The following is a 23670-nucleotide window of genomic DNA, read 5'->3' on the forward strand; positions in this document are numbered from 1 at the left end:
TTCACAATCTATTTGTTTTAAATCAAGGAGTTATCAATGCAGTATCAAGATCCTCACTATGCGGAAGAAGTTGAAAAATATGGCAATCCGATCCCAAGCCGTGAGTTGATCCTCACTGTTATCCGAGATCACAATGCCCCAATGAGTCGGGAAGAGCTATTACAGATTTTAGAAATTAGCGATCCAGAATTACAAGAAGCGATGCGTCGTCGCTTACGTGCGATGGAAAATGATGGGCAGCTTGTATTTACTAAAAGAAAGCGTTATGCGCTGCCAGAGAGATTGGATTTATTAAAAGGCACAGTCATTGGGCATAAAGATGGTTATGGTTTTTTACAAGTAGATGGCACAAAAGACGACTGGTTCATTCCTAATAGTCAGATGCAAAAAGTGTTGCATGATGATTATGTGTTAGCACAACCAAATGGTGTCGATCGCCGTGGTCGTAAAGAAGTACGCATTGTTCGTGTATTAGAAAGACGTAAAAAACAGATCGTAGGGCGTTTTTTCCTTGAAGATGGTATCGGTTATGTGGTGCCAGATGATAGCCGAATTAACCACGATATTGTGATCCCTAATGAATTCCGAGCTGGAGCTCGTATGGGACAAGTTGTGGTAGTGGAATTAAAGAGTAAAGAAACTGGCTTTTCACGTTTAACAGGACGTATCACCGAAGTATTAGGGGAAAATATGGTGAAGGGCATGGAGGTAGAAATTGCGATTCGCAATTATGATATACCTCATGTTTGGCCTGACGCGGTGAAAACACAAATTGCTGATTTGAAAGAAACGGTTGCCGAAAAAGATAAACAAGGACGAGTTGATTTACGCGATTTGCCTTTAGTGACGATTGATGGCGAAGATGCGCGTGATTTTGATGACGCCGTATTTTGTCAAAAACGTGAAAAAGGTGGTTGGACATTATGGGTAGCGATTGCTGATGTAAGTTATTATGTACGACCGCATACACCATTAGATCAAGAAGCTCGCCAACGTGGTAATTCAGTGTATTTCCCAAGTCGGGTTGTGCCAATGTTGCCAGAAGTTTTATCCAATGGCTTATGCTCATTAAACCCACAAGTTGATCGACTTTGTATGGTGTGTGAAATTCAGCTTTCTGCGGCAGGAAAAATTCAGCAATATCAATTTTATGAAGCGGTGATGAATTCTCATGCTCGGTTGACATACAGTAAAGTGTGGCGGATCTTGCAAGGTGATGAAGAGCTTAGCGAACGTTATCAAGCGTTAGTCCCTAATTTACAAGAGCTATATGCGATGTTTAAAGTATTGCTGTCAGCACGGCATAAACGTGGGGCGATTGATTTTGAAACGATTGAAACAAAATTTATTTTTAATGATTTAGGTAAAATTGATCGGATAGAGCCTGTTGAACGTAATGATGCGCATAAAATTATTGAAGAGTGTATGATTCTTGCTAATATTTGTGCCGCTCATTTTATGGAACGTCATCAAGAGCCATCACTCTTCCGAATCCATGCCTTGCCGAGCGAGGAAAAATTGACATCATTCCGTACTTTCTTACGTGAGTGTGGTTTGACTTTGGAAGGGGGGTTGAAACCAACACCAGCGGATTATGCAAAATTAATGGAACAAGTTAAAGAGCGTCCTGATAAAGAGTTAATCCAAATGATGTTACTGCGTTCGTTAAGCCAGGCAGTTTATAGTGGTGATAATATTGGGCATTTTGGTTTAGCCTTGACAGAATATGCGCATTTTACTTCGCCAATTCGCCGTTATCCGGATCTTTCGTTACATCGTGGGATTAAGTATTTATTGGCAAAAGAAAAAGGGGCGACAAAACGAACAACACAAGGTGGCGGCTATCATTACACATTAGATGAAATTGATCTGTTAGGTGATCATTGTTCAATGACAGAACGTAGAGCTGATGATGCAACTAGAGATGTGGCAGATTGGTTTAAATGTGAATTTATGCAGGATCATGTTGGCGAAGTATTTGAAGGAACAATTTCTAGTGTCACTGGTTTTGGTTTCTTTGTGCGTTTAGATACGCTGTTTATTGATGGGTTAGTTCATATTTCAACATTAGATAATGATTATTATCGATTTGATCCAAGCGGTCAGCGTTTAATTGGTGAAAATGGTGGCGTGTTATATCGGATTGGCGATAAGGTTACTGTCCGTGTTGAAGCAGTAAGTTTAGAAGAAAAAACAGTTGATTTTTCTCTGGTGGCGACTACTCGTCAGCCTAGACGTTTAGGTAAAACGGAAAAAGATCGCTTATTGAAAAATATGCGTTATGCCGAAAGTTTACAGAAACGTTTACGTAAACAAGCCAATATAGATGAGAAAAAGTGCAAAGAGAAAAAGAAGACAAGTAGTAAGAAAAAAGTAAAAAAAAATAAGAGAAGGAATAGATAATAATGAATTTAGTTTTACTTTCTTTTGGAACAAAGATTGAGAACCACTATCAGGCTGCTTTTTCTATATTAAGTTTTTTAGCAAAAAAGGCTGTTGAGCGAGTAATTGTTGTCACTGATAACCCTTATTTTTATCGAATTTTTAATGATCGAGTTGAGATTATTGATGTTAATGAAGAGCAGTTTCAGTTATGGAAAGGGGAGTTTGATTTCTTTTGGCGTATAAAAATTAAAGTATTAGAAACTGTGATTAATGAATATCCAGAAACAGATCTGTTATATGTTGATTCAGATACATTTTTATTTGGAGATATTGAACAGATTAAGAATGGTTTTTCTCAAGGTTATAGTTTTATGCACTTAGAGGAAGAATTATTGGTTGAAGGAAAAAGTAAGACAGTCCGAAATATGTGGAAAGTTTTATAAAATAAAGTATTTAGTGGAATAGAAGTTAATGTAAATAGTGCAATGTGGAATGCCGGTGTAATTGGTATAGCAAAACAGGATACAAAAAGATTTATTGATTTATCATTATCTATTTGTGATGAAATTTGTGCTACACAATGTCCTCGACGTTTAGTGGAACAGTTTTCTTTTTCTATGGCACTTAATAGTGAAGGTAAATTACAATCTTGTAATCATATTATTGGGCATTATTGGGGAAATAAAACTGAATGGAATGAATTTATAGCGAGATTCTTTACTTCCATTTTATTAAAAAATTTAGATTATGCGTCTATGATAATTGAGTTTCAGAAACTCAATTTAAAGCACATACCGATTATAAAAAAATATGGAAGTACTTCGATACGTTTACATAGTTTAATTGATAAAATTATATCCCCTAAAGAAATTGTATTTTTAGACTAAATTATGAGTGAGCAAATTTATGGTATTCATGCGGTGTCAGCGGTTGTAGCAACGGCACCGGAACGATTAATTGAAGTAATGGTACTGAAAGGGCGTGAGGACAAACGTCTATTGCCTTTGTTGGATGAATTATCCCAATTAGGAATTTCAGTACAATATTTAACACGTCAAGCACTAGATAAAAAAGCCAATGGTGAAGTTCATCAAGGGATTATTGCAAGAGTACAAGCACCAAAAGAATGTACAGAGAATGATCTGTATGGGTTATTAAATCATAAAAAACAGCCGTTATTATTAGTATTGGATGGGATTACAGATCCGCATAATCTTGGTGCTTGTTTACGTACAGCAGATGCAGCTAGTGTTGATGCGGTGATTGTACCAAGAGATAAATCAGCACAATTAACTTCTGTGGCAAGAAAAGTGGCTTGTGGCGCAGCTGAGGTAGTACCACTGATTCGTGTAACTAATCTCTCGCGCACACTAAAAACATTGCAAGATGATTATAATGTTTGGGTAGTGGGCACAGCTGGAGAAGCGGATAGTTCAATCTATCAAGCTAAGTTAACAGGTGCTATTGCATTAGTCATGGGCGCTGAAGGAGATGGTATGCGCCGTTTAACACGAGAACATTGTGATCAATTAGTCAGTATCCCAATGCAAGGTTCGGTATCGTCATTAAATGTTTCGGTGGCGACAGGTGTTTGTTTATTTGAAATTGTAAGACAGAAATTAGCTTCAATGGATTAATTTATGTTAAAAAAACTTTTTTTCTCAACTTCAATCCTTTTATTAGTCGGTTGTGCCTCACAAGATATGGATTCTTATCCAGCAGAATATGCGAATGCTGATTATGAATTAAGTAATGAAGATGCACAACGTTGGGTAATTGCAAGTCATCAAGCAGAGCAGTGTATCTATCCGAATTTAACTCGGATTCAGCAAGAACATTTTTCAAAAGAAGATGCTTATATTCATTCACAATATGTATTTTTCTATCCATTAGAAAGCATTATTGGCACTGAATATGTCAAAATGATTCAAGCAGATGAAAAATCAATGGGGTATGCGCAATTTCAATTTAAGAAATTTAAAGATACACCATTTGAGCCAATGCCAGCGGCAGATTGTGCTACTTTACGCATTAAAGCACGCGATGATTTAAAAGTGGTCAAAGGGCAATATCAAAGTGGTATGGCTGTTGATGAAGCGAAGAATAATGCCTCAAGTGATAGCAAGAAAAATCCAGATGGTATTGCGACTAATGAGAATAAATTCTTCTTTGATATTATCAAATGGGGTTCAGCATTATTATTGCTTTAAGCCATTGTATAGAAAAATTGGGCTGATTGGATAATCAGCCCTTTTTTGTATTAACGTTCTTGTAAAGCTTGCTTCATCCGAGTAATAGGTTTAATCAGATATTGGAAGATAGTTTTCTCACCAGTTTTTATATCCACAGTGGCAATCATACCGGGCAATACAGGTAGTTCACTACCATTTTTATCTGTTAAATGGCTACCAGTTGTTCTGACTAATACTCGATAGAAAGAGTTGTTAGGATTTAAATTAAGATCGCTTGCTTGACGTTTATCTTGTAACGTACTAGGACTTAATAAAGTTACGACACCATCTAATCCACCATAGATCGCATAATCGTAAGCTGTAAGTTTAACAACTGCTTTCATACCTGGACGAATATAGGCAACATCTTTTGGATTAATATAAGCTTCAACTAACAAATTATCTTCAACTGGTACAATTTCCATAATATCTTGACCAGCTGAAATGACTCCACCAATAGTATTTACGCGAATATTTTTCACGATCCCTTTTAACGGTGCGCGTAATAAAGAACGTTCTACTGGGTCAGCTCGTGCTGCAAGATTTTCTTTTGCTTGGTCAAGATCTCCTTGAATTCGGACTAACTCATTACTCGCATCTGTAATGTATTTATGTTCACGTTCAGAAATTTGTAATGCTATATCATTGGCGGAACGCTTCATTCGCAATAATTCAACTTGAGAAACAGCGCCTTTATTGACCATCGGTTCAGTAAGCGCAATTTCAGAATCAAGGAGTGCTTTACTTTCACGTAGTGTTTTTAACGCTTCATTTAATGCATCTTTTTTGGCTTGGTAAACACCCATTTCTCGTTCTTTCATTTCTTGCGGAATATCATTAGGAAAAACTAATGGTTTGCCAGAAATTTCCGCTTTCAAACGAGTAGCAATAGCTTCTAAGTTATCTACTTTGGCTTTTGTTTCGCGTAAGATTGCAGAACTGCGAGTATCATCTAATTTCAGTAATACTTGGCCTTTTTCAACGAGATCACCCTCTTTAACCATCATCTGGTCTAGGATACCGGGATCTAAACTCTGAATAATTTGTTCACGGCTATTTGGGATAATGGTTCCTTGACCTCTTGTTACCTCTTCAATCTTACTAAAGTAAGACCAAATGATGAAAACAATTAAAAAAGCACCTAATAACCAGATCACTGCAAATAATCCGGTATGTTTTTCTTCTTGTAACGCCGCATGAAGATCATTAAGTAGTCGTAAATCTTTACTTGATACAGTTTCTTTTGTGGTTAATGCGACATTTTTTTCAGTTTTTTCAGTAACCTCTGCGGGTAAAGTTGTATGTTTTTCAGACTGATCTTTTTCTATTGCCATTTTGATTATCCATTCTAGATTTAACTATTTAATGATTTGTTTTTTTCTATTTCAGGTGTTTGTGGTGCTGAGAGTTTTTTCAATACAGCATCTTTTGGCCCATCCATAACAACCTTACCATTTTCAACAACCACTACTCGATTCACTAATTGTAAAACTTGAGGACGATGAGTAACGACAACCAGAGTTTTATTTTGTACCCATTGCGATAGACCAACTAAGGCTTGTTGTTCATGATATTGATCAAGACCAGTAGTTGGTTCATCTAACAATACAACTTTTGGATCTTTTAAGGTCATTCTAGCTAAGGCAATGGCTTGTTTTTGTCCACCGGATAAACCCAAACCATTTTCCCCTAAAGACATATCTAATCCCCTTGGATGAGATTGCACTAAACCTAATAATCCAAACCGTTGTAATGCGACTAATAAAGTTTGATCGGATGGGAAAGAGTCCATTCGCCCAATATCTAAATTTTCTCTTAATGTTCCTAAAAATAGGCGAGGATTTTGTTCTAGTAATAAAACTTGATTACGTAAAAAATAAGGATCAAGTTGTTGTAGATTAATGCTATCTAAAGTAATACTTCCTGAAGTAGGCTCATATAAGCCAACACCTAGTTTTAAAGCTGTTGATTTACCACTACCAATTTTACCCAAAATCCCTACTTTTTCTCCGGGTTGGATGGTGAGGTTAAAATTCTCTAATGCTGGTTGGCTATCTTGTTGGTATTTAAAACTCACTTGCTTAAATTGTAGGTGTCCGGTAACTTGTTTGAGGCTGATGTAATCCCTATCTGACGATTTATCAATAGGCTTAGCGACAATTGCATCAACACCTTTTAATGCCATCCAAGCTTGTTGGAAACGTGTAGCTAATCCTGCAATTTGTCCTAATGGTGCTAATGCTCTGCCAGATAAAATAACAGAAGCAATCAATGCCCCCATCGTAATCCGTGAAGCTGGATCTTCACTATGAATTAAATAAGTACCAACAACGACTAAGAACACAGTATTTAATTGTTGTAATGCGGTAATGGTATTAACAACAAAGTTACTGGTATCTTTAACCTTAATGGATGAATAAGAACTTTTGGCTGTGTAATAATCCCATCGTTTTTGTGCCCAAGACATTGCATTATTGTTTTTAATGGTTTCAATGCCCTCGATTGCTTCGACAACTAAACCTTGACGTTGAGAGGATTCTCGCATTGATTCATTAATTGCTTTAGATAAAGGTGCTTGTGCAACAATCCCAATAATAATGACAGTCGGGATAATAATGGCAGGAACTAAAGCGAGTTTACCACCGACTAAAGCGATCACACCGACAAATAAAATTAAGAAAGGTAGATCAACAATGGTTAATAGACTGGCACTGGTGAGAAACTCTCGTACAGATTCAAAATCACGCAAATTATTAGCATAAGATCCTGATGAAACAGGTCGATCTTGTAATTTTAATGCCATTACCCGACGAAATAGCATCGAACTGATAATAAGATCGGCTTTTTTACCTGCAATATCTGTCAAATGACCTCGAATCATCTTAGCCATAAATTCAAATAAAATTGCCAGAGTTACCCCGATACTGAGAACCCATAAGGTTTCATAAGCTTGGTTTGGAATAACTCGGTCATAAACATTCATTACATATAAAGAACTAATTAAAGCCAGTATATTGATAATGAATGTTGCTAGAATGACTTGATAATAATATTTCTTAAACCGCCAAATAATTTTGAAAAACCAGGTTTTAGGTAAAGAATATTCTGGTAATTCAGAACGTACATCCTTAGCCATACGAGGTTTAATAAACCAACAATAACCAATATATTTTTTGGCTAATTCAATTTCAGGTATTTGTTGAGTAATACCATCCATTTGTGTAATTGTATAAACTCTATTACCTTTTTCATCTGGAGAGATATTTGTTACCACAGCCGCTTCTTCATTTTGTAATAAAACTAATGTCGGTACTGCGAGTGATGGAATATCAGATAATACTCGTTGAGAAATACTATTTTCAAATCCTTCACTTCTTAAATATTCACATAGCGAAGAGAAGTCAATATTATTCCCTTGGCGACGAATTGAGTGTGAAGCTAATGTTGGTACGGATAAGGGTGAACCAAGAAGCTGAGTAATTAATGCAATATTTTCAATAATTAATTTCATAATATTATTTCTTTAATTTTATTTTAAATCTGATGCCCATTTATATGTCATTCCTTGAGAATAAAGATAATCTAAATAAGAATGACGGAATTGATATTCAGTAGATACCTTACTTAATTCTGCATTTAATAATTCATTTTCAGCATTTAATAAATCAAGCAGAGAGCGTTTAGCAATTGAAAATTGTAATTTATAGTATTGAGTGACTTCATATAATGAATCCACTTGTTTAGATAATGTTTTAATTTGCTTATTATATTCATCTAAATTAATAAGCGCTTTTCTGTTTTTTTCTTGTAAATCTAAAACAGTTTGTTCTAAACGATTTTTTTCAGCACTTAACATTTGTGCTTTTTCTTGAACGCTGTATGAATTAGAACGATTAAACACATCCCAAGATACATTGAGATAAACTTGACGTTCATCTTTTGTTAACTGACCCACCACATCAACTTTTGGATAATGGCTTGCTTTTTCAGCTTCTAAACTTGCTTGAGCTGTTTTAATTTTAGCATTAGCCGCTTGATAAGAAGGGTGTAAACGTTGCGGTTGTGAGTAACGTTTTTCTAATGCATTACGAGTTAAAGTATCAAAAGGATCCTGAATCGCATTTTGGTTAACCTTAGTTCCAGAATAGCGTTGTAATTGGCTTAATGTATCTTCAAGGTCACGTTCCGTAGCATTCATTTGTTGTTCAACAGCAAATAGACGTGCTTGTGCTTGTACGAATTCAGAGCGACGTCCCTCGTCGTTATCTGCGATAGCTCCGATCTCTTGAATAATATTTTGTAAGCGAACTAACCCTCTAGACTGTGCTGAAATTGTATCTTTATATCTCAATGCCATTAAATAAAGTTCAGTCACTTTATAAGCTAAATTCTCTCTGGTTTCGTCATACTTATAACGTAACGATTCTTCGTTAGCACTTGAGTGTGCGATTTTTTTCTCAACAGCCCCAAAAGAGTAAATATTCATTGAAGCAGATACGCCGGGAGTAAATTTATGATCATTATTATCATTGTTATTAGATCTTGAATAATCATCTAAAGATTGGCGACCAAAAACTGAAAATGTTGGATAGTGACCTGAGATTGCCTGTTCTGTTTGGCTATGTGCAATCATTGTATTGGTTTGAGCTTCTAACAATTCAGGATCTTTGGCAAATGTGTATGCAAGAATTCGTTTTAATTGCGTTTGTGAAGAGGAATAGCCATAAGTGATATGTGTGAAATATAAAAAGCACCCCAGTATGAAATAAAGAAAAGATTTATATTTCATATAAGCTCCCAAAATGTAAAGTTGTTTTTAATAGTTACAGTTATTTTCCTAAAATGAAAAGTTTTGAATTATAGGATAAAATTGATTTTATGCATACTTATTTCTTAATTACTATTGTTTTAATAGGTAATTCTTTAATTTTACAAAAAATTAACAAATAAAGTTTTTTTATAGAAAACGATTGCGTATGTTATATTATAGGTCTTTTATTTTATATTAGGGAATTTTTATCTTTTCATTTTTGTTAAAATTAAATTTAATAACTTAATCATATTGAATAGTAATAAGTTAAAAGTGAGTATTTTTACATCATATCATAATTGTCAGACATAAATTTTCTATGTAAAATCCCCCCCCCCCCGAGACCTCTTTTTTATATTTAGATTTAAAATATAAATTATATTTATACCTTATATTAGGTTTTTTGAGGATAAGGGTTTTTAGTATGGGGGACACAAATAATGCTTGTATTTTTGAGTAATGAGTCCTAGCTAAAAATAATAAATAGATAAAAATTATGAGTAGGAAATAATAATAAGGAATATTGTATATGGATTTATTATTAAAAATTAAGCAGACTAAAATAACAGTAAGACCAGGAAAAACTCATATAGAGAATGCTATTCCAGGGGAAACTTATCAATTAATAGACTCAAAAACAGGAAAAACACCAGAATATCTTAAGACTAGTCGAAATGGACAGGATCTTGTTTTACATAATGAACAAGATAACAGTGAAGTAATAATTAAAGACTTCTGGAAAGCTTGTACAGAAGATGATCAATGTTTTGCTGTACTAGATGTACCAGCCAGTGAAGGTATTGAAGCTGGTCAAGTAATTATTACTCAAGTTGATAATGAACTTACTGCGTTTACTGCAGGTGAAGTAGGAACAATTAGTGAAAACTATGATGGTTTATGGTGGACTTTAGGTGGAGCCTTAGGCTTAGGTTTGTTACTAGGGAGCTTATCCCTAGGTGGAGGGAATTCTTCTAGATTATCCGATATAGATAAAGATGGTAAAGCAGACAGCCAAGAAGTAACAGAAGCAGCTCAATTAGTTGATCAAGCTGCAACAGATAAAGCAGCATATGAAGCAGCGAAGAGAGCGGCAGAAGAGGATGGCATTGTTAATGAAGATGAATTAGCGGAGCTACAAGCGAAGAAAAATACCGCAGACCAATCTCACCAAGCGGCACAAACTGCTGTAGAGGGTATTCCAGAGGGCACAGAGGGTAAAGCTGGGTTAGTTGAGCGTTTAGCCACCGGCGATGCCGCACCGACGAGTGATTTACCAAGTGTGAACGATGCAGATAAAGATGGTAAAGCAGACAGCCAAGAGGTGACTGAAGCGACTCAATTAGTTAACCAAGCAGCAACAGATAAAGCAGCATATGAAGCAGCGAAGAGAGTGGCAGAAGAGGATGGCATTGTTAATGAAGATGAATTAGCGGAGCTACAAGCGAAGAAAAATACCGCAGACCAATCTCACCAAGCGGCACAAACCGCAGTGGAGGGTATTCCAGAGGGCACAGAGGGTAAAGCTGAGTTAGTTGAGCGTTTAGCCACTGGCGATGCCTCACCGACTAGCAATTTACCAAATGTGAACGATGCAGATAAAGATGGTAAAGCAGATAGCCAAGAGGTGACTGAAGCGACTCAATTAGTTAACCAAGCAGCAACGGATAAAGCAACATATGAAGCAGCGAAGAGAGTGGCAGAAGAGGATGGCATTGTTAATGAAGATGAATTAGCGGAGCTACAAGCGAAGAAAAATACCGCAGACCGATCTCACCAAGCGGCACAAACCGCAGTGGAGGGTATTCCAGAGGGCACAGAGGGTAAAGCTGGGTTAGTTGAGCGTTTAGCCACCGGCGATGCCGCACCGACTAGCAATTTACCAAATGTGACTGATGCAGATAAAGATGGTAAAGCAGACAATCAAGAAGTAACAGAAGCAACTCAATTAGTTGATCAAGCTGCAACAGATAAAGCAGCATATGAAGCAGCGAAGAGAGCCGCAGAAGAGGATGGCATTGTTAATGAAGAGGACTTAGTAACTCTAAGAGAGCTAAAAAATACCGCAGACCGATCTCACCAAGCGGCACAAACCGCAGTGGAGGGTATTCCAGAGGGTACAGAGGGTAAAGCTGGGTTAGTTGAGCGTTTAACCACTGGCGATGCCTCACCGACTAGCAATTTACCAAATGTGACTGATGCAGATAAAGATGGTAAAGCAGACAGCCAAGAGGTGACTGAAGCGACTCAATTAGTTAACCAAGCAGCAACGGATAAAGCAACATATGAAGCAGCGAAGAGAGCGGCAGAAGAGGATGGCGTGGTTAATGAAGATGAATTAGCGGAACTACAAGCGAAGAAAAATACCGCAGACCAATCTCACCAAGCGGCGCAAACCGCTGTAGAGGGTATTCCAGAGGGTACAGAGGGTAAAGCTGGGTTAGTTGAGCGTTTAACCACTGGCGATGCCTCATCGACTAGCGATTTACCGATAGTAAATGATGCAAATAACAATGGTGTTGCTGATTCTGAAGAAAAAAACTCATCTAATGTTATTTCAGAAGATGGTAGAAAAAAAGTAGATACTACTGAGCAAGTTAAGAATACATCAATTGAAAAAATGGAAATTATTTTTGAATTAAACCCAAATATTCTTATTGATGGGAATAGTACAGCTATAGGAGATCTAGCAAAAAATGGACGTGTAACGGGAGCTGATGTTAAGTCGCTTTCTTCTGAGGATAGGACTATAACCCTTACTTTTATAAAAAATCCATCAATAGACGGGAATTGGGTAGTAACCTCTGGATCTGGTACTGAAAATGATATAAGAACCTTGTTAGGAATAAATCAATTAACTGATGGAGGAACTATTCAAGATCTTCAAAAATTAGCTGACCCAGATGGTTTTGCTGCGTCAGACACTGCTTTTGAAGATATTTTATTCAGTGATAATTCTCAGGTAAAAATGATTTTTAAAGATAGCGCAGGTCAGCAAGTTGGTGATACTATTATTTTAAAAGATGGTACTTCTCAACCAGAATCGCGTAGTTTCGATACTGATCAAAATTTTGGTACTACAGAGTATCATTTAACTGACAATAATGATAATGAGTTAATAGATACGCTTGCTTTTAGCAAAAATGTATATGCGGAAAGTGGTAATGATAAAGTTACTATTATTTCTGTAGAAGGAGGAGAAACTACAAGTCATAATACCCTTGATGGTGGAGAGGGGTATGATGTTTTAGTTGTAGGAGATAAAACAGAATTTACTCCAAATACATTTGTTTTTTCCACTTCTGAGGTAGAAAATGGTCAGTCTCAACTAGTTAATTTTGAAGAAATTAATTTAGCAGGTAATAGCGATACTGTTATAGTCAATAGTGACATTATAGATATTGGTGAAATTTATATTTATGGTAATACTAATAACAGTGTAGTTTTGAATGCTGTTGATGATATTCAATGGAATAAAATATCTGAAAAATTACAGTTAGTTAGTGATGGTGTAGAACATCATTTTATAGGTTATCAATCCACAGCAAATAATCAACTGACGGTGTGGCTTGATGAGCAATTACCTGTACAAACTATAATTTAATGATGTAAGTATTTTTTCAAGGTATTAATATTAAAAGGATCTACCAAGTAGATCCTTTTTTTGATTAAATTTTACTGGTTATAATGTAATACATACAAAGTATTGATCATAATAAAAATAATAGTCGATGTTGAGTTTGATAGTAATATTAATTATACAGATAAAGGTGAAATTTAATGATTTTTTTTATTTTAGGGAGTATTTTAGCGATTTTCTTCTCACTAAATTATAAGAAAAAACTTATTCTATTTTTATTGTTAGTTACTCTTCTTATTTTTATGAAGTTTGCTTTGGAGCTTAAGGAAGGAAATAGTTATATATATGATATATGGGTGTTTGCTGGGATTATGTATTTACATCTTTTTTCCACTCTTGCATTTCCTTTTATGGTAGCGTTTGCCTTAGGAAAAAATGTGGTTTTGAGAGCTTTTTTTACTAAATTTTTCCTTTGGTTTGGTTATGGTAGTACGATATTTTTCTTATATATGGCTTTTATCAAAGGTGTTATTTATTACTGATTAAGTATTGCTAAATTGGCTAGTTTCTGGAGAGATAAATAGATAATTGTATTATTCTAAATAACAATAACCTTATCGCCTACTATAACTTCAAGTTAAATTCTCAATAAAGGTTGTCGCTAATCCTTGAATAATACCATTTCTAGCTATTATCTAATGATTTGCTAGTGATGACGTTTTTCTTGCGCTAAGGGTGTTTCATCAATTTCTGCTTTTAATACTTCAACAGTGAGCCCAATCTGTTGTAACAACTGTAAACGGCGAGGGCTGTTTGAGCCAAGGTAAATCTTTTTATCCATAGATACTATTCTCAATTAGAAATGGGGTTGATATTGTAATCGCTGCGTCACTTTTCGCTAGCTTTTGTTATACTTAACCGCTCGTGATAGTTAGATAAGAGAGTAATAATGGAAACTGGATTTTACCTTGCAATAGCAGGATTAGGGCTAATTTGCATTGGATTATTAATTATTAATGTACAACGTAAGAAAAGCGCAGAATTCTTTCAGTTGCAATATACACAAACTGCGGAAGAGTATAATAATTTATTGAAAAAAACAGAGTTGTTAAACGAGCAGTATCAGGCAACGATACAAGAAAAAGTTCGATTACAAGCAGAAAAACAAGGGGTAGAAAATTTGCTGCAAGAGAAAAGTGGGCAACTTAATAAAAAAGAAATGGTCGTGGCAGAATATCAGCAGCAATTAACCCAACTTTCGCAACAATTAGCAATATTAGAGACCAGTTTAGCTGAAAAAGAGAAACATTTTAGTGAACAACAGCAATTACTAGAAAATAATAAAAAACAATTAACACTGGAATTCCAGCAGTTAGCGAATCAAATCTTAGAAGAGAAGAGCCGTAGTTTTTCTCAATCGAATCAAACTGCTCTAGATACTTTATTAAAGCCGTTTAAAGAACAAATTGAGAGTTTTCAAAAGCGAGTTAATGAAGTTCATTCTGAAACATTACGTGGCAATGCGTCATTAGAGGCAGAATTAAAGAAAGTATTAGATATTGGCTTAAATATGTCAAAAGAGGCTAATAATTTAACGAATGCACTCAAAGGACAGAAAAAAGTGCTAGGTAATTGGGGAGAAATGCAATTAGAGAATGCATTACAGTCGGCAGGATTGATCGCGAATGAACATTATTTAGTACAAGCACATTTTAAAGATAAAGAGGGAAATCACCGTTATCCTGATTTCTTGATTAAATTGCCAGATAATAAACATATAGTCATTGATTGTAAGGTGTCTTTAGTCGCTTATGAACAAGCGGTTGCGGCGACCGATGAACAGCAAGTTAATTTGCATCTACAAGAACATATTCAAGCGATTAAACAACATATTAAATCATTGTCAGATAAGGATTATAGCCATTTAGAGGGTATCCAGAGTCCAGATTTTGTATTGATGTTTATTCCAATTGAACCTGCATATATCGAAGCATTGAAACAAGATCCGAACTTATTTAATAGTGCTTATGAGAAAAATATTGTGTTGGTTTCTTATACGACCTTGATGCCAATCTTGCGTACGGTGGCGAACTTATGGCGCATTGAAAAAGGAAATCAAGAAGCTCGTGAGATTAGCGATAAAGCGGGTGATATTTATAACCAAGTCTGTATCGTAGCAGAGCGATTACAAAAATTAGGTAATAACTTATCGAGTGTGATGAAACAATATAACGATACAGTCACTTCATTTTCTGGACAACGAGGTTTATTTGGTAAGGTAGAGCGATTCCAAGCATTATCTACGAAAACCACAAAAACGCTGCCTCCATTAGAAAATCTTACTACAGATATTGAAGTTGAGCGGTTAAATGGAATTGGTGAATAATAAAAAAGCGATCAAACTGATCGCTTTTCTCTATCAACCTGATCAGTTATTTTGATTCTGCTTTTTGCGCCGTATCGTCAACTTGTTTTTGTAACTCAGCAAGCGACTTTTCTGCATTATCTAAAGTTTGTGTGGTTTTGCGTTGTAGCTCTGTATAAGCTTTTACTTCTTCTGGAGAAGGTTGGTGGATGATGAGATCAGACGATTTTTTCATAAGATCTACAAAGAGAGTTAATCCTTCATTATATTTTGCTTGTACAGCCTTTGCTTCATCAGTATTCATTTTTAAGTCATTGATAGTTTTGATAATAGTTTGATAGCTACTAATAATATTATTATAAGCTTTTACTTTATCTTCATTGGATTGTGCTGATTCAAGTTGTTGAATTAAGGTTGTGCCATTTTCTTGTTTTAAAGCAGTATCTAATGTTTGACGCAGATTATTGACATCTGTTTTTAGATCAGCTGCTTTATCACCACAGGCGGCTAAAAAAAGCGTAAATAAACCAATAAGAAAAAAATTCTTTAACTGTTGCATAAGTAATATCCTTTAAAAATTAATTAAATTGAATAAAGATGATTAATCGGCAGAATAGTAAAGTTTACCGATTTCGATTTTGGCACGACCTTGAGATTCACGCCATTTATTGGTGTCACGTAATGAATAAACGCAGCCACAATATTCTTGTTGATAAAATCTTTCTCGCTTACTAATTTCGATCATACGTTGCGAGCCACCGCCTTTACGCCAGTTGTAGTCCCAGTATATGACATCATCATATTTTTTTGCTGCACGGTGACCGCAGCCATTAATTTGATTCATATTTTTCCAACGTGAGATTCCTAAGCTACTGGTAAAGACAGGAAATCCATGTTCATGTGCATATTGAGCGGCTTTTTCAAAACGCATATCAAAGCACATAGTACAGCGAATTCCTCTTTCCGGTTCATCTTCCATACCTTTGGCTCTTTCAAACCATTCAGCACGATCATAATCAGCATCGATAAATGGAATATTATATTTTTCAGCAAAACGAATATTTTCCTCTTTACGGATTAAATACTCTTTTTGGGGGTGAATATTTGGATTATAAAAGTAAATTGTGAAATCAATTTCAGAGGCTAATAAGGCTTCCATAACTTCACCAGAACAAGGCGCACAACAAGAGTGCAACAGCAATTTATTATGACCATTAGGTAAAGTTAATTTTGGACGCACAAACGGTGCATTTGGATCTTTAGCTTCTTTCTTTTTTCTTCTACGAGATGAGATAGGTTGTTGTATATCAAACATAATTCTTAATTTTAATAACTTCGTTCAACAGAGATTTTTGCAAGGGAAACGAGTGCTTCTTTATATGGGCTTTCAGCAATAATATTCAGTGCATCAATTGCTTTTTGTGCTTCAAGTTTCGCCTTTTCTACGGTATAAGTTAATGAATTACAATGTTCCATAATGGCTTGGATTGTTGAAAGGTGTTCACGTCCATGCCCATGTTCAATAATAGAACGAATTAATTGACTTTCTTCAGGTGCAGCATGATACATAGCATGTAATAAAGGTAAAGTTGGCTTCCCTTCTTCAAGATCATCGCCAAGATTTTTCCCTAATTGCTCAATATCAGCACGATAATCAAGGACATCATCAATAAGTTGAAAAGCCGTACCTAAGTAGCGACCATAAAGTTTCATTGCTTGAACTTGTTCAGTAGGGGCATCAGCTAAAATGGCAGAACATTCAGCTGCAACTTCAAAGAGGCGGGCTGTTTTACTATAAATAACCTGCATATAGCTTTGTTCAGTGGTATTAGGATCATTACAATTCATTAATTGTAAGACTTCACCTTCTGCAATGACATTTACTGCATCAGACATTACTTGTAACACTGGGAGCGAACCTAACTGTGACATTAGTTGGAATGCACGAGTATAGATAAAATCACCAACAAGAACACTTGCTGCATTACCAAAGATAGCATTAGCCGTATCTCGGCCACGACGCAAAGTCGATTCATCAACTACATCATCATGTAATAGAGTTGCAGTGTGAATAAATTCGATAAAGGTTGCACAGGTAATATGTTTATCACCTTGATAATTCAATGCATTTGCAACTAAAACTGCAATTAATGGACGGATCCGTTTCCCACCGCCATTAACAATATAAAAACTTAATTGATTAATAAGGGCAATATCAGATTGTAATTGTTGTGAAATCATATTGTTTACTGATTTCATATCGTTTGCTGATAGTGCCTGAATTTCTTGTAAATTCATACATCCCTTCATTGATTATGGCATAAGCATGAGCCAGTAATGCTTTTATATAAAGACGGTTGTCGATTTTACCCTAAAAATTTATATTTCTAAAATTAAACAATGAAATTTAGCAAGATTTTTTATTTTGTTGAAAATCCGTGCTTGCTATTTTGTTTTTTTTTCCGTAAAATCCGCGACCTATTATGTGAATTTTAAAGTGCTGAGTTTAGATAACCTAATATTGGGTTTGATTAGATAGCACTACAATTTAGCGGAGTTTTCTTCTATGTACGCGGTTTTCCAAAGTGGCGGCAAACAACACAGAGTAAGCGAAGGTCAAGTTGTTCGTTTAGAAAAACTTGAAGTGGCAACAGGTGAATCAGTTGAATTTGATTCTGTGTTAATGATCGTTAATGGTGAAGATGTTAAAATTGGTGCGCCAGTTGTTTCTGGTGCTAAAGTAGTGGCTGAAGTTGTAGCTCACGGACGTGGCGAAAAAGTTAAAATCGTTAAGTTCCGTCGTCGTAAACACAGCCGTAAACAACAAGGTCATCGTCAGTGGTTCACAGAAGTGAAGATCACTGCAATTAACGCTTAATTCAAAGGAGATCAGATAAATGGCAACTAAAAAAGCTGGGGGTTCAACCCGTAACGGTCGCGACTCTGAAAGTAAACGTCTTGGTGTTAAGCGTTTCGGTGGTGAATCTGTATTAGCAGGTAACATCATCGTTCGTCAACGTGGTACTAAATTCCATGCTGGTAATAACGTTGGTATGGGACGTGATCATACTTTATTCGCAACTGCTGATGGTAAAGTGAAATTTGAAGTTAAAGGCGATAAAGGTCGTAAATACGTAAGTATTGTAACTGAGTAATTTCAGATCAAATCAAATTATGAAAAACTGCACTTAGATAAGTGCAGTTTTTTTTTTATATCTCAAATTTAGGAGGTAGATAATGCCAGAATTACCCGAAGTTGAAACCACACGGCAAGGGATCTTCCCTTATCTTCAAGATCAAGTTATTGATCATCTTATTATAAGAACGCCTCGCTTACGTTGGGCGATTAGTCGTGAATTATTTATCCTCTCCTCAGAGAAAATTATTGGTATAAAACGTCGAGCTAAATATCTGATTATTGAATTGGAAATTGGCTATATCATTGTGCATTTAGGAATGTCAGGATCATTGAGAATTGTGTCAGATCAAGATCCTGTGGATAAACATGATCACGTAGATATGATCTTAACTAATGGAAAGATCTTAAGATATAACGATCCTAGAAAGTTTGGTGCTTGGCTATGGACGGCAACACTTGAACGATTTTCTCTTTTTAGCAAATTAGGACCAGAACCATTAAGCGATGCATTTACTGGAGATTATCTCTTTACTAAAAGTCGCAAACGTCAAACTGTAGTGAAAGCATGGTTGATGAATAATGAAATCGTTGTTGGAGTAGGGAATATCTATGTAAATGAGGTACTTTTTTCTTGTAAGATTCATCCTAAAACAGTAGTCAGTACCTTGACACAACAACAATGTGAACAGCTTGCTATGCAGATTAAGCAGATATTACAGCAAGCTATCAAGCAAGGTGGTACAACGTTACAAGATTTTATTCAACCAGATGGGCGTCCTGGATATTTTAAGCAATCATTGCAAGTATATGGACGTAAAGATGAACCTTGTGTTTGTTGTGGGCATTTGATTGAAACTATTGTGATAGGGCAGCGAACGAGTTTTTATTGTCCAATTTGCCAAGTGTTGAATAAATAAACGAAAGATTAAATCTTAAACAAAAATTGAAAAAATAAAAAAATGTACTACCTCTAACGAGTGAATCGCGGAAATTTGATCTAGATAACGTTTTTTTTTCCTAAAAAGGATTAGAATGTAAAACATGATTTTTTATATTCAATTTGAAGGAAAATTATTATGTCAAATTTAAAAGCTTATTTAGACTCAGTTGGTATTCATGATGTAGCTGAAATTGTTCATAACCCAAGTTATGAACAACTTTTTGCAGAAGAAACAAAAGCAGATCTACAAGGTTATGAAAAAGGTCAAGTTACAGAACTTGGTGCTGTAAATGTAATGACTGGTGTATATACAGGTCGTTCACCAAAAGATAAATTCTTTGTGAAAGATGAAACAACAAAAGATACTATTTGGTGGACTTCTGATGAATACAAAAATGATAATAAACCAGTTACTCCAGAAGCATGGAAAGAAATTAAAAAATTAGCAACTGAAGAGTTAAGTGGTAAACGTTTATTTGTGGTTGATGCATTCTGTGGTGCAAATGAAAGCAGCCGTTTGAAATTACGTTTTGTAATGGAAGTTGCATGGCAGGCTCACTTTGTAACTAATATGTTTATTCGTCCAACCGCAGAAGAGTTAGCGAATTTTGGTGAACCAGATTTCGTTATTATGAATGCATCTAAAGCGAAAGTGGAAAACTACAAAGAATTAGGCTTGAACTCTGAAACCGCTGTTGTATTTAACTTAACTGAAAAAGTACAAGTTATCTTAAATACTTGGTACGGTGGTGAAATGAAGAAAGGTATGTTCTCTTATATGAACTACTTACTTCCATTAAGAGGTATGGCTTCAATGCACTGTTCTGCTAACACCAGCAAAGATGGTAAAGAAACTGCTATCTTCTTCGGTCTTTCAGGTACAGGTAAAACTACATTATCAACAGATCCTAACCGTTTATTAATTGGTGATGATGAACATGGTTGGGATGATGATGGTATCTTTAACTTTGAAGGGGGTTGCTATGCGAAAGTTATCAACCTTTCTAAAGAAAATGAACCAGATATCTACAATGCAATTCGTCGTGATGCATTATTAGAAAATGTTACTGTTGATGCAAATGGTAAAATTGATTTTGCAGATAAGAGTGTAACAGAAAATACTCGTGTTTCTTATCCAATTTATCACATTGATAACATTGTTAAACCTGTATCAAAAGCAGGTCATGCAAATAAAGTTATCTTCTTATCAGCTGATGCATTTGGTGTGTTACCACCAGTATCAATTTTAACGCCAGAACAAACTAAATATTATTTCTTATCTGGTTTCACAGCGAAATTAGCAGGTACAGAACGTGGCGTTACCGAACCAACTCCAACATTCTCTGCATGTTTCGGTGCGGCATTCTTAAGCTTACACCCAACTAAATATGCTGAAGAATTAGTGAAGAAAATGGAAGCTAACGGTGCGAAAGCATACTTAGTGAATACTGGTTGGAATGGTTCAGGTAAACGTATTTCTATCAAAGATACTCGTGGTATTATTGATGCGATTTTAGATGGTTCTATTGATAAAGCACCTACTAAGAAAATCCCAGTATTTGACTTCGAAGTTCCAACTGAATTACCAGGTGTAAACCCTGCAATTTTAGATCCACGTGATACTTATGCAGAAAAAGGCGAATGGGAAAAACGTGCAGATGATCTTGCAGAACGTTTCACTAAGAACTTTGTGAAATATACAGGCAACGAAGCAGGTAAAGCATTAGTTGCAGCAGGTCCTAAAAAATAAGTTAAATTAGGATGAAATAATCACAACAACACCTTACCTTTATGGTAAGGTGTTTTTTTATCTGATCTTATTCAGGTAATTTCGTGTAGAGATGGGAGCGATGTATGCGTAGAAATGCAAGAAGAACATTAAAGAATTTTAAGACATTAAGAATCCGCCGTTTAATGCTATTAAAACGGATTCAAAAGCGTAAACAGTATATCCAAGCACGCCATAGAATCCGTTTTTTGAAAGAACAAGAATAGGTACTGTTAGGCATTTAGTTTTTGCAAAGCTATTTATTGGATGGATTTTAATTTAATTCTAGTAGGCGTAATAAAGCCATTGATGGCTAAAATGCATAACGCACTCCAAATAAATCCATAAGTAATATAAGCAGCAGAAGGCATTGCAGTATTAAGTATCGTAATGGATAAAATAAAGAGTAGTGTTGGTTCAATATAGCTGAGTAAACCAAATAATTTCATTGGTAATAATGTGCTGGAACGCACATTAAATGACATAGATAACGCACTGACTATGCCGAGTAAAGGGAGTAATAACCAATATCGAGGTTGATGGCTAATCGTATGCCATACATCTTGTTGTGGTAAAAGAAAATATAAAGCGAAAGGTGCTATCAAAGTGAGATCAAACGTTAATCCTAATAAAGCAGGAACTTTTAGAATACGTCGAGATAGGTAATAGGGTGGATAGAGAAGTACTACCCATAATGTAGTCCAAGAGAAAGCGTGGGTACGATATAATTCATTTAAAATACCGCAGATAGCTAAGATTAATGCTAATAATTGGAGTGTGGTCAATTTTTCTTGCCAGAGCATTTTTCCTGCAAATACCATAGCCAGTGGAAACAGAAAATATCCCATAGCAACATTTAATCCCTCTCCATTAATTGGTGCCCACATAAATAACCAAAGCTGACTTGCAAGAATACAAGTGCCAATTAAGACAGTACTCCAACGTAAAATAGAATTACCGAGTGTATGTAAAATAAAATGTTTAATGCTCTGTTTTTGAGGATTGAAATACAGCAGTAACCATAAACTGCACATCGTAACAACAATACGTAGGGCAAAAATTACTGAGCCACTCAATGACTGCATCGCATAACTGAATAAAAATAATGAACTGAATAAGATTTGTGACAGTATGCAGAGAATGATACCAAGAATTAATGGATTCATTTGTTAGATACCATATAAACAAAAAGGATTATCTTGCGGATAATCCTTTTTACAGAAAAATTCTACTGAAATTATTGGTTGCTTTGAACGTAATCAATAGCAGATTGAACAGTAGTAATTTTTTCAGCTTCTTCATCAGGAATTTCGATATCGAATTCTTCTTCTAAAGCCATTACTAATTCAACAGTGTCTAAAGAATCAGCACCTAAATCTTCAACGAAAGATGATTCTGGTTTAACGTCTTCTTCTTTAGCGCCTAATTGTTCAACAATAATTTTTTTGACGCGTTCTTCAATGCTCATTTGTTTATTCCCTATTAGTTTTGTTCTGCAAGAGGAGAAATTGTATGCATAATCAATTAAGTTGCAACTGTTAAATTTAGAGGTCTAACCTCGCATCCAACAAGTAGGTCAAAACAGTATGCATACATTGACCAAAGTTACATACTCGCGGGCAATTCTATCATTAAGTACAGCTAATTGCTATGCTTTTCCTTACTCAAGATGATCAATCCGTAGAATATGTATTGCTGTTACAATTTCATAACAGCATATTAATTCATATACATACCACCATTCACATGGAGGGTTTCACCAGTAATATAACCTGCATCATCAGAGACTAAGAAAGCCACAGCTTTTGCAATATCCTTTGGTTCACCTAAGCGACCAGCTGGTACTTGTGCTAATGTTGCGGCTTTTTGTTCTTCAGTTAATGCATCTGTCATATCAGTAGCGATGAAACCTGGGGCAACAACATTTACAGTTACACCACGAGAAGCAACTTCTTTAGCCAATGCTTTAGAAAAACCAATGATACCGGCTTTTGCTGCACAATAATTTGCTTGACCTGGGTTTCCCATTGAACCCACTACGGAACCAATGCTGATGATACGACCAAAACGTTTTTTCATCATACTGCGTAATACAGCTTTTGAGAGATGGAATACAGAACTTAAATTTGTTTGTAGAATAATGTCCCAATCTTCCTCTTTCATTCGCATCATGAGGTTATCACGTGTGATTCCTGCGTTATTGACGAGAACATCAATATCCCCAAATTCTTGTTTAATTTGTTCTAAAACATGGTTAATCGAATCAAGAGAAGTTACATCTAACACCAAACCTTTACCATTTTCGCCTAGATAAGCAGAAATAGCATTCGCACCATTTTCACTGGTAGCTGTTCCAATAACAGTAAAGCCTTTACTAATCAGCTCTTCAGCAATAGCCTTACCGATACCACGGCTTGCGCCTGTTACTAATGCGATTTTTTGCATAATCATTCCT

At 35.6% G+C, this 23670-nt stretch carries 23 protein-coding genes; 13 read left to right on the forward strand and 10 right to left on the reverse strand.

Annotated features, from left to right (window positions below; translation table 11 throughout):
* The first annotated feature begins 36 nt into the window (after positions 1-36).
* Genes rnr through QV06_RS06195 form a run of 5 tightly spaced genes read left to right on the forward strand, consistent with a single transcriptional unit; the run spans position 37 to position 4595 of the window.
* On the forward strand, positions 37-2403 hold the full coding sequence (gene rnr / locus QV06_RS06180; RefSeq protein ID WP_065237377.1) for a ribonuclease R: 2367 nt from the start codon (positions 37-39) through the stop codon (positions 2401-2403).
* Positions 2404-2405: 2 nt separating this feature from the next.
* Positions 2406-2828 carry a hypothetical protein gene (locus tag QV06_RS11965; protein ID WP_245174257.1) on the forward strand — a complete coding sequence of 141 codons (423 nt, stop codon included), beginning with the start codon at positions 2406-2408 and terminating at the stop codon, positions 2826-2828.
* A 42-nt stretch (positions 2829-2870) separates the two neighbouring features.
* Positions 2871-3272 (forward strand): hypothetical protein, encoded by a 402-nt coding sequence (locus tag QV06_RS11970; RefSeq protein WP_245174258.1) that lies wholly within the window; start codon positions 2871-2873, stop codon positions 3270-3272.
* A 3-nt stretch (positions 3273-3275) separates the two neighbouring features.
* Positions 3276-4022 (forward strand): 23S rRNA (guanosine(2251)-2'-O)-methyltransferase RlmB, encoded by a 747-nt coding sequence (gene rlmB, locus QV06_RS06190; protein ID WP_065237378.1) that lies wholly within the window; start codon positions 3276-3278, stop codon positions 4020-4022.
* A 3-nt stretch (positions 4023-4025) separates the two neighbouring features.
* Entirely contained in the window at positions 4026-4595 is a 570-nt protein-coding gene (locus tag QV06_RS06195; protein ID WP_065237379.1) for a DUF5358 domain-containing protein, read from the forward strand.
* Positions 4596-4645: 50 nt separating this feature from the next.
* On the opposite strand, the gene QV06_RS06200 is transcribed toward QV06_RS06195, so the two are convergent.
* Genes QV06_RS06200 through QV06_RS06210 form a run of 3 tightly spaced genes read right to left on the reverse strand, consistent with a single transcriptional unit; the run spans position 4646 to position 9405 of the window.
* Positions 4646-5950, reverse strand: coding sequence for an HlyD family efflux transporter periplasmic adaptor subunit (locus QV06_RS06200; RefSeq protein ID WP_065237380.1), 1305 nt, complete (start codon positions 5948-5950; stop codon positions 4646-4648).
* Positions 5951-5970: 20 nt separating this feature from the next.
* A complete protein-coding gene (locus QV06_RS06205) occupies positions 5971-8127 on the reverse strand; it encodes a type I secretion system permease/ATPase (RefSeq protein ID WP_065237381.1) in 2157 nt (718 codons plus the stop codon).
* Between the two features lie 18 nt (positions 8128-8145).
* A complete protein-coding gene (locus QV06_RS06210) occupies positions 8146-9405 on the reverse strand; it encodes a TolC family protein (RefSeq protein ID WP_065237382.1) in 1260 nt (419 codons plus the stop codon).
* A gap of 550 nt (positions 9406-9955) precedes the next feature.
* Here QV06_RS06210 and QV06_RS11845 point away from each other — a divergent pair.
* Both QV06_RS11845 and QV06_RS06220 read left to right on the forward strand, forming a co-directional pair.
* Positions 9956-13027 carry a GA-like domain-containing protein gene (locus QV06_RS11845; RefSeq protein ID WP_065237383.1) on the forward strand — a complete coding sequence of 1024 codons (3072 nt, stop codon included), beginning with the start codon at positions 9956-9958 and terminating at the stop codon, positions 13025-13027.
* A 176-nt stretch (positions 13028-13203) separates the two neighbouring features.
* Positions 13204-13545 carry a hypothetical protein gene (locus tag QV06_RS06220; RefSeq protein ID WP_065237384.1) on the forward strand — a complete coding sequence of 114 codons (342 nt, stop codon included), beginning with the start codon at positions 13204-13206 and terminating at the stop codon, positions 13543-13545.
* A gap of 164 nt (positions 13546-13709) precedes the next feature.
* Here the strand turns inward: QV06_RS06220 and QV06_RS11480 are convergent, their stop codons facing one another.
* A complete protein-coding gene (locus tag QV06_RS11480; RefSeq protein WP_245174259.1) occupies positions 13710-13844 on the reverse strand; it encodes a Maf family protein in 135 nt (44 codons plus the stop codon).
* Between the two features lie 108 nt (positions 13845-13952).
* Between QV06_RS11480 and rmuC the strand changes: the two genes are divergently transcribed.
* A complete protein-coding gene (rmuC, locus tag QV06_RS06225; protein ID WP_065237385.1) occupies positions 13953-15389 on the forward strand; it encodes a DNA recombination protein RmuC in 1437 nt (478 codons plus the stop codon).
* Positions 15390-15435: 46 nt separating this feature from the next.
* Here the strand turns inward: rmuC and QV06_RS06230 are convergent, their stop codons facing one another.
* The 3 genes from QV06_RS06230 to ispB are packed head-to-tail and all read right to left on the reverse strand — an operon-like array spanning position 15436 to position 17666.
* Entirely contained in the window at positions 15436-15927 is a 492-nt protein-coding gene (locus QV06_RS06230) for a hypothetical protein (RefSeq protein ID WP_065237386.1), read from the reverse strand.
* A gap of 42 nt (positions 15928-15969) precedes the next feature.
* A complete protein-coding gene (locus QV06_RS06235; RefSeq protein WP_065237387.1) occupies positions 15970-16683 on the reverse strand; it encodes an epoxyqueuosine reductase QueH in 714 nt (237 codons plus the stop codon).
* Positions 16684-16694: 11 nt separating this feature from the next.
* A complete protein-coding gene (gene ispB / locus QV06_RS06240; protein ID WP_065237388.1) occupies positions 16695-17666 on the reverse strand; it encodes an octaprenyl diphosphate synthase in 972 nt (323 codons plus the stop codon).
* Positions 17667-17934: 268 nt separating this feature from the next.
* Here ispB and rplU point away from each other — a divergent pair, with 268 nt between their 5' ends.
* From rplU to QV06_RS11775, 5 genes are all read left to right on the forward strand, one after another.
* Positions 17935-18246 (forward strand): 50S ribosomal protein L21, encoded by a 312-nt coding sequence (rplU, locus tag QV06_RS06245; protein ID WP_065237389.1) that lies wholly within the window; start codon positions 17935-17937, stop codon positions 18244-18246.
* 19 nt (positions 18247-18265) lie between these two features.
* Positions 18266-18523: a 50S ribosomal protein L27 gene (rpmA, locus tag QV06_RS06250; protein ID WP_065235339.1), complete on the forward strand. Its 258-nt coding sequence runs from the start codon at positions 18266-18268 to the stop codon at positions 18521-18523.
* A gap of 82 nt (positions 18524-18605) precedes the next feature.
* Entirely contained in the window at positions 18606-19424 is an 819-nt protein-coding gene (gene mutM / locus QV06_RS06255) for a bifunctional DNA-formamidopyrimidine glycosylase/DNA-(apurinic or apyrimidinic site) lyase (RefSeq protein ID WP_065237390.1), read from the forward strand.
* Between the two features lie 159 nt (positions 19425-19583).
* Positions 19584-21197, forward strand: coding sequence for a phosphoenolpyruvate carboxykinase (ATP) (pckA, locus tag QV06_RS06260; protein WP_065235318.1), 1614 nt, complete (start codon positions 19584-19586; stop codon positions 21195-21197).
* 104 nt (positions 21198-21301) lie between these two features.
* Positions 21302-21442 (forward strand): hypothetical protein, encoded by a 141-nt coding sequence (locus tag QV06_RS11775; protein WP_167348600.1) that lies wholly within the window; start codon positions 21302-21304, stop codon positions 21440-21442.
* Positions 21443-21475: 33 nt separating this feature from the next.
* Here QV06_RS11775 and rarD read toward each other — a convergent pair whose 3' ends face one another.
* The 3 genes from rarD to fabG all read right to left on the reverse strand — a co-directional run bounded on the left by rarD (position 21476) and on the right by fabG (position 23663).
* On the reverse strand, positions 21476-22381 hold the full coding sequence (gene rarD / locus QV06_RS06265; RefSeq protein ID WP_065237391.1) for an EamA family transporter RarD: 906 nt from the start codon (positions 22379-22381) through the stop codon (positions 21476-21478).
* 71 nt (positions 22382-22452) lie between these two features.
* Positions 22453-22683 carry an acyl carrier protein gene (acpP, locus tag QV06_RS06270; RefSeq protein WP_065235317.1) on the reverse strand — a complete coding sequence of 77 codons (231 nt, stop codon included), beginning with the start codon at positions 22681-22683 and terminating at the stop codon, positions 22453-22455.
* A gap of 251 nt (positions 22684-22934) precedes the next feature.
* The gene (fabG, locus tag QV06_RS06275) at positions 22935-23663 is read right to left on the reverse strand and encodes a 3-oxoacyl-ACP reductase FabG (RefSeq protein ID WP_156541993.1); all 729 of its coding nucleotides are present in this window, start codon (positions 23661-23663) and stop codon (positions 22935-22937) included.
* Between the last annotated feature and the right edge of the window lie 7 nt (positions 23664-23670).

Source organism: Gallibacterium genomosp. 3, assembly GCF_001678475.1.
GTDB classification, from domain to species: domain Bacteria; phylum Pseudomonadota; class Gammaproteobacteria; order Enterobacterales; family Pasteurellaceae; genus Gallibacterium; species Gallibacterium faecale.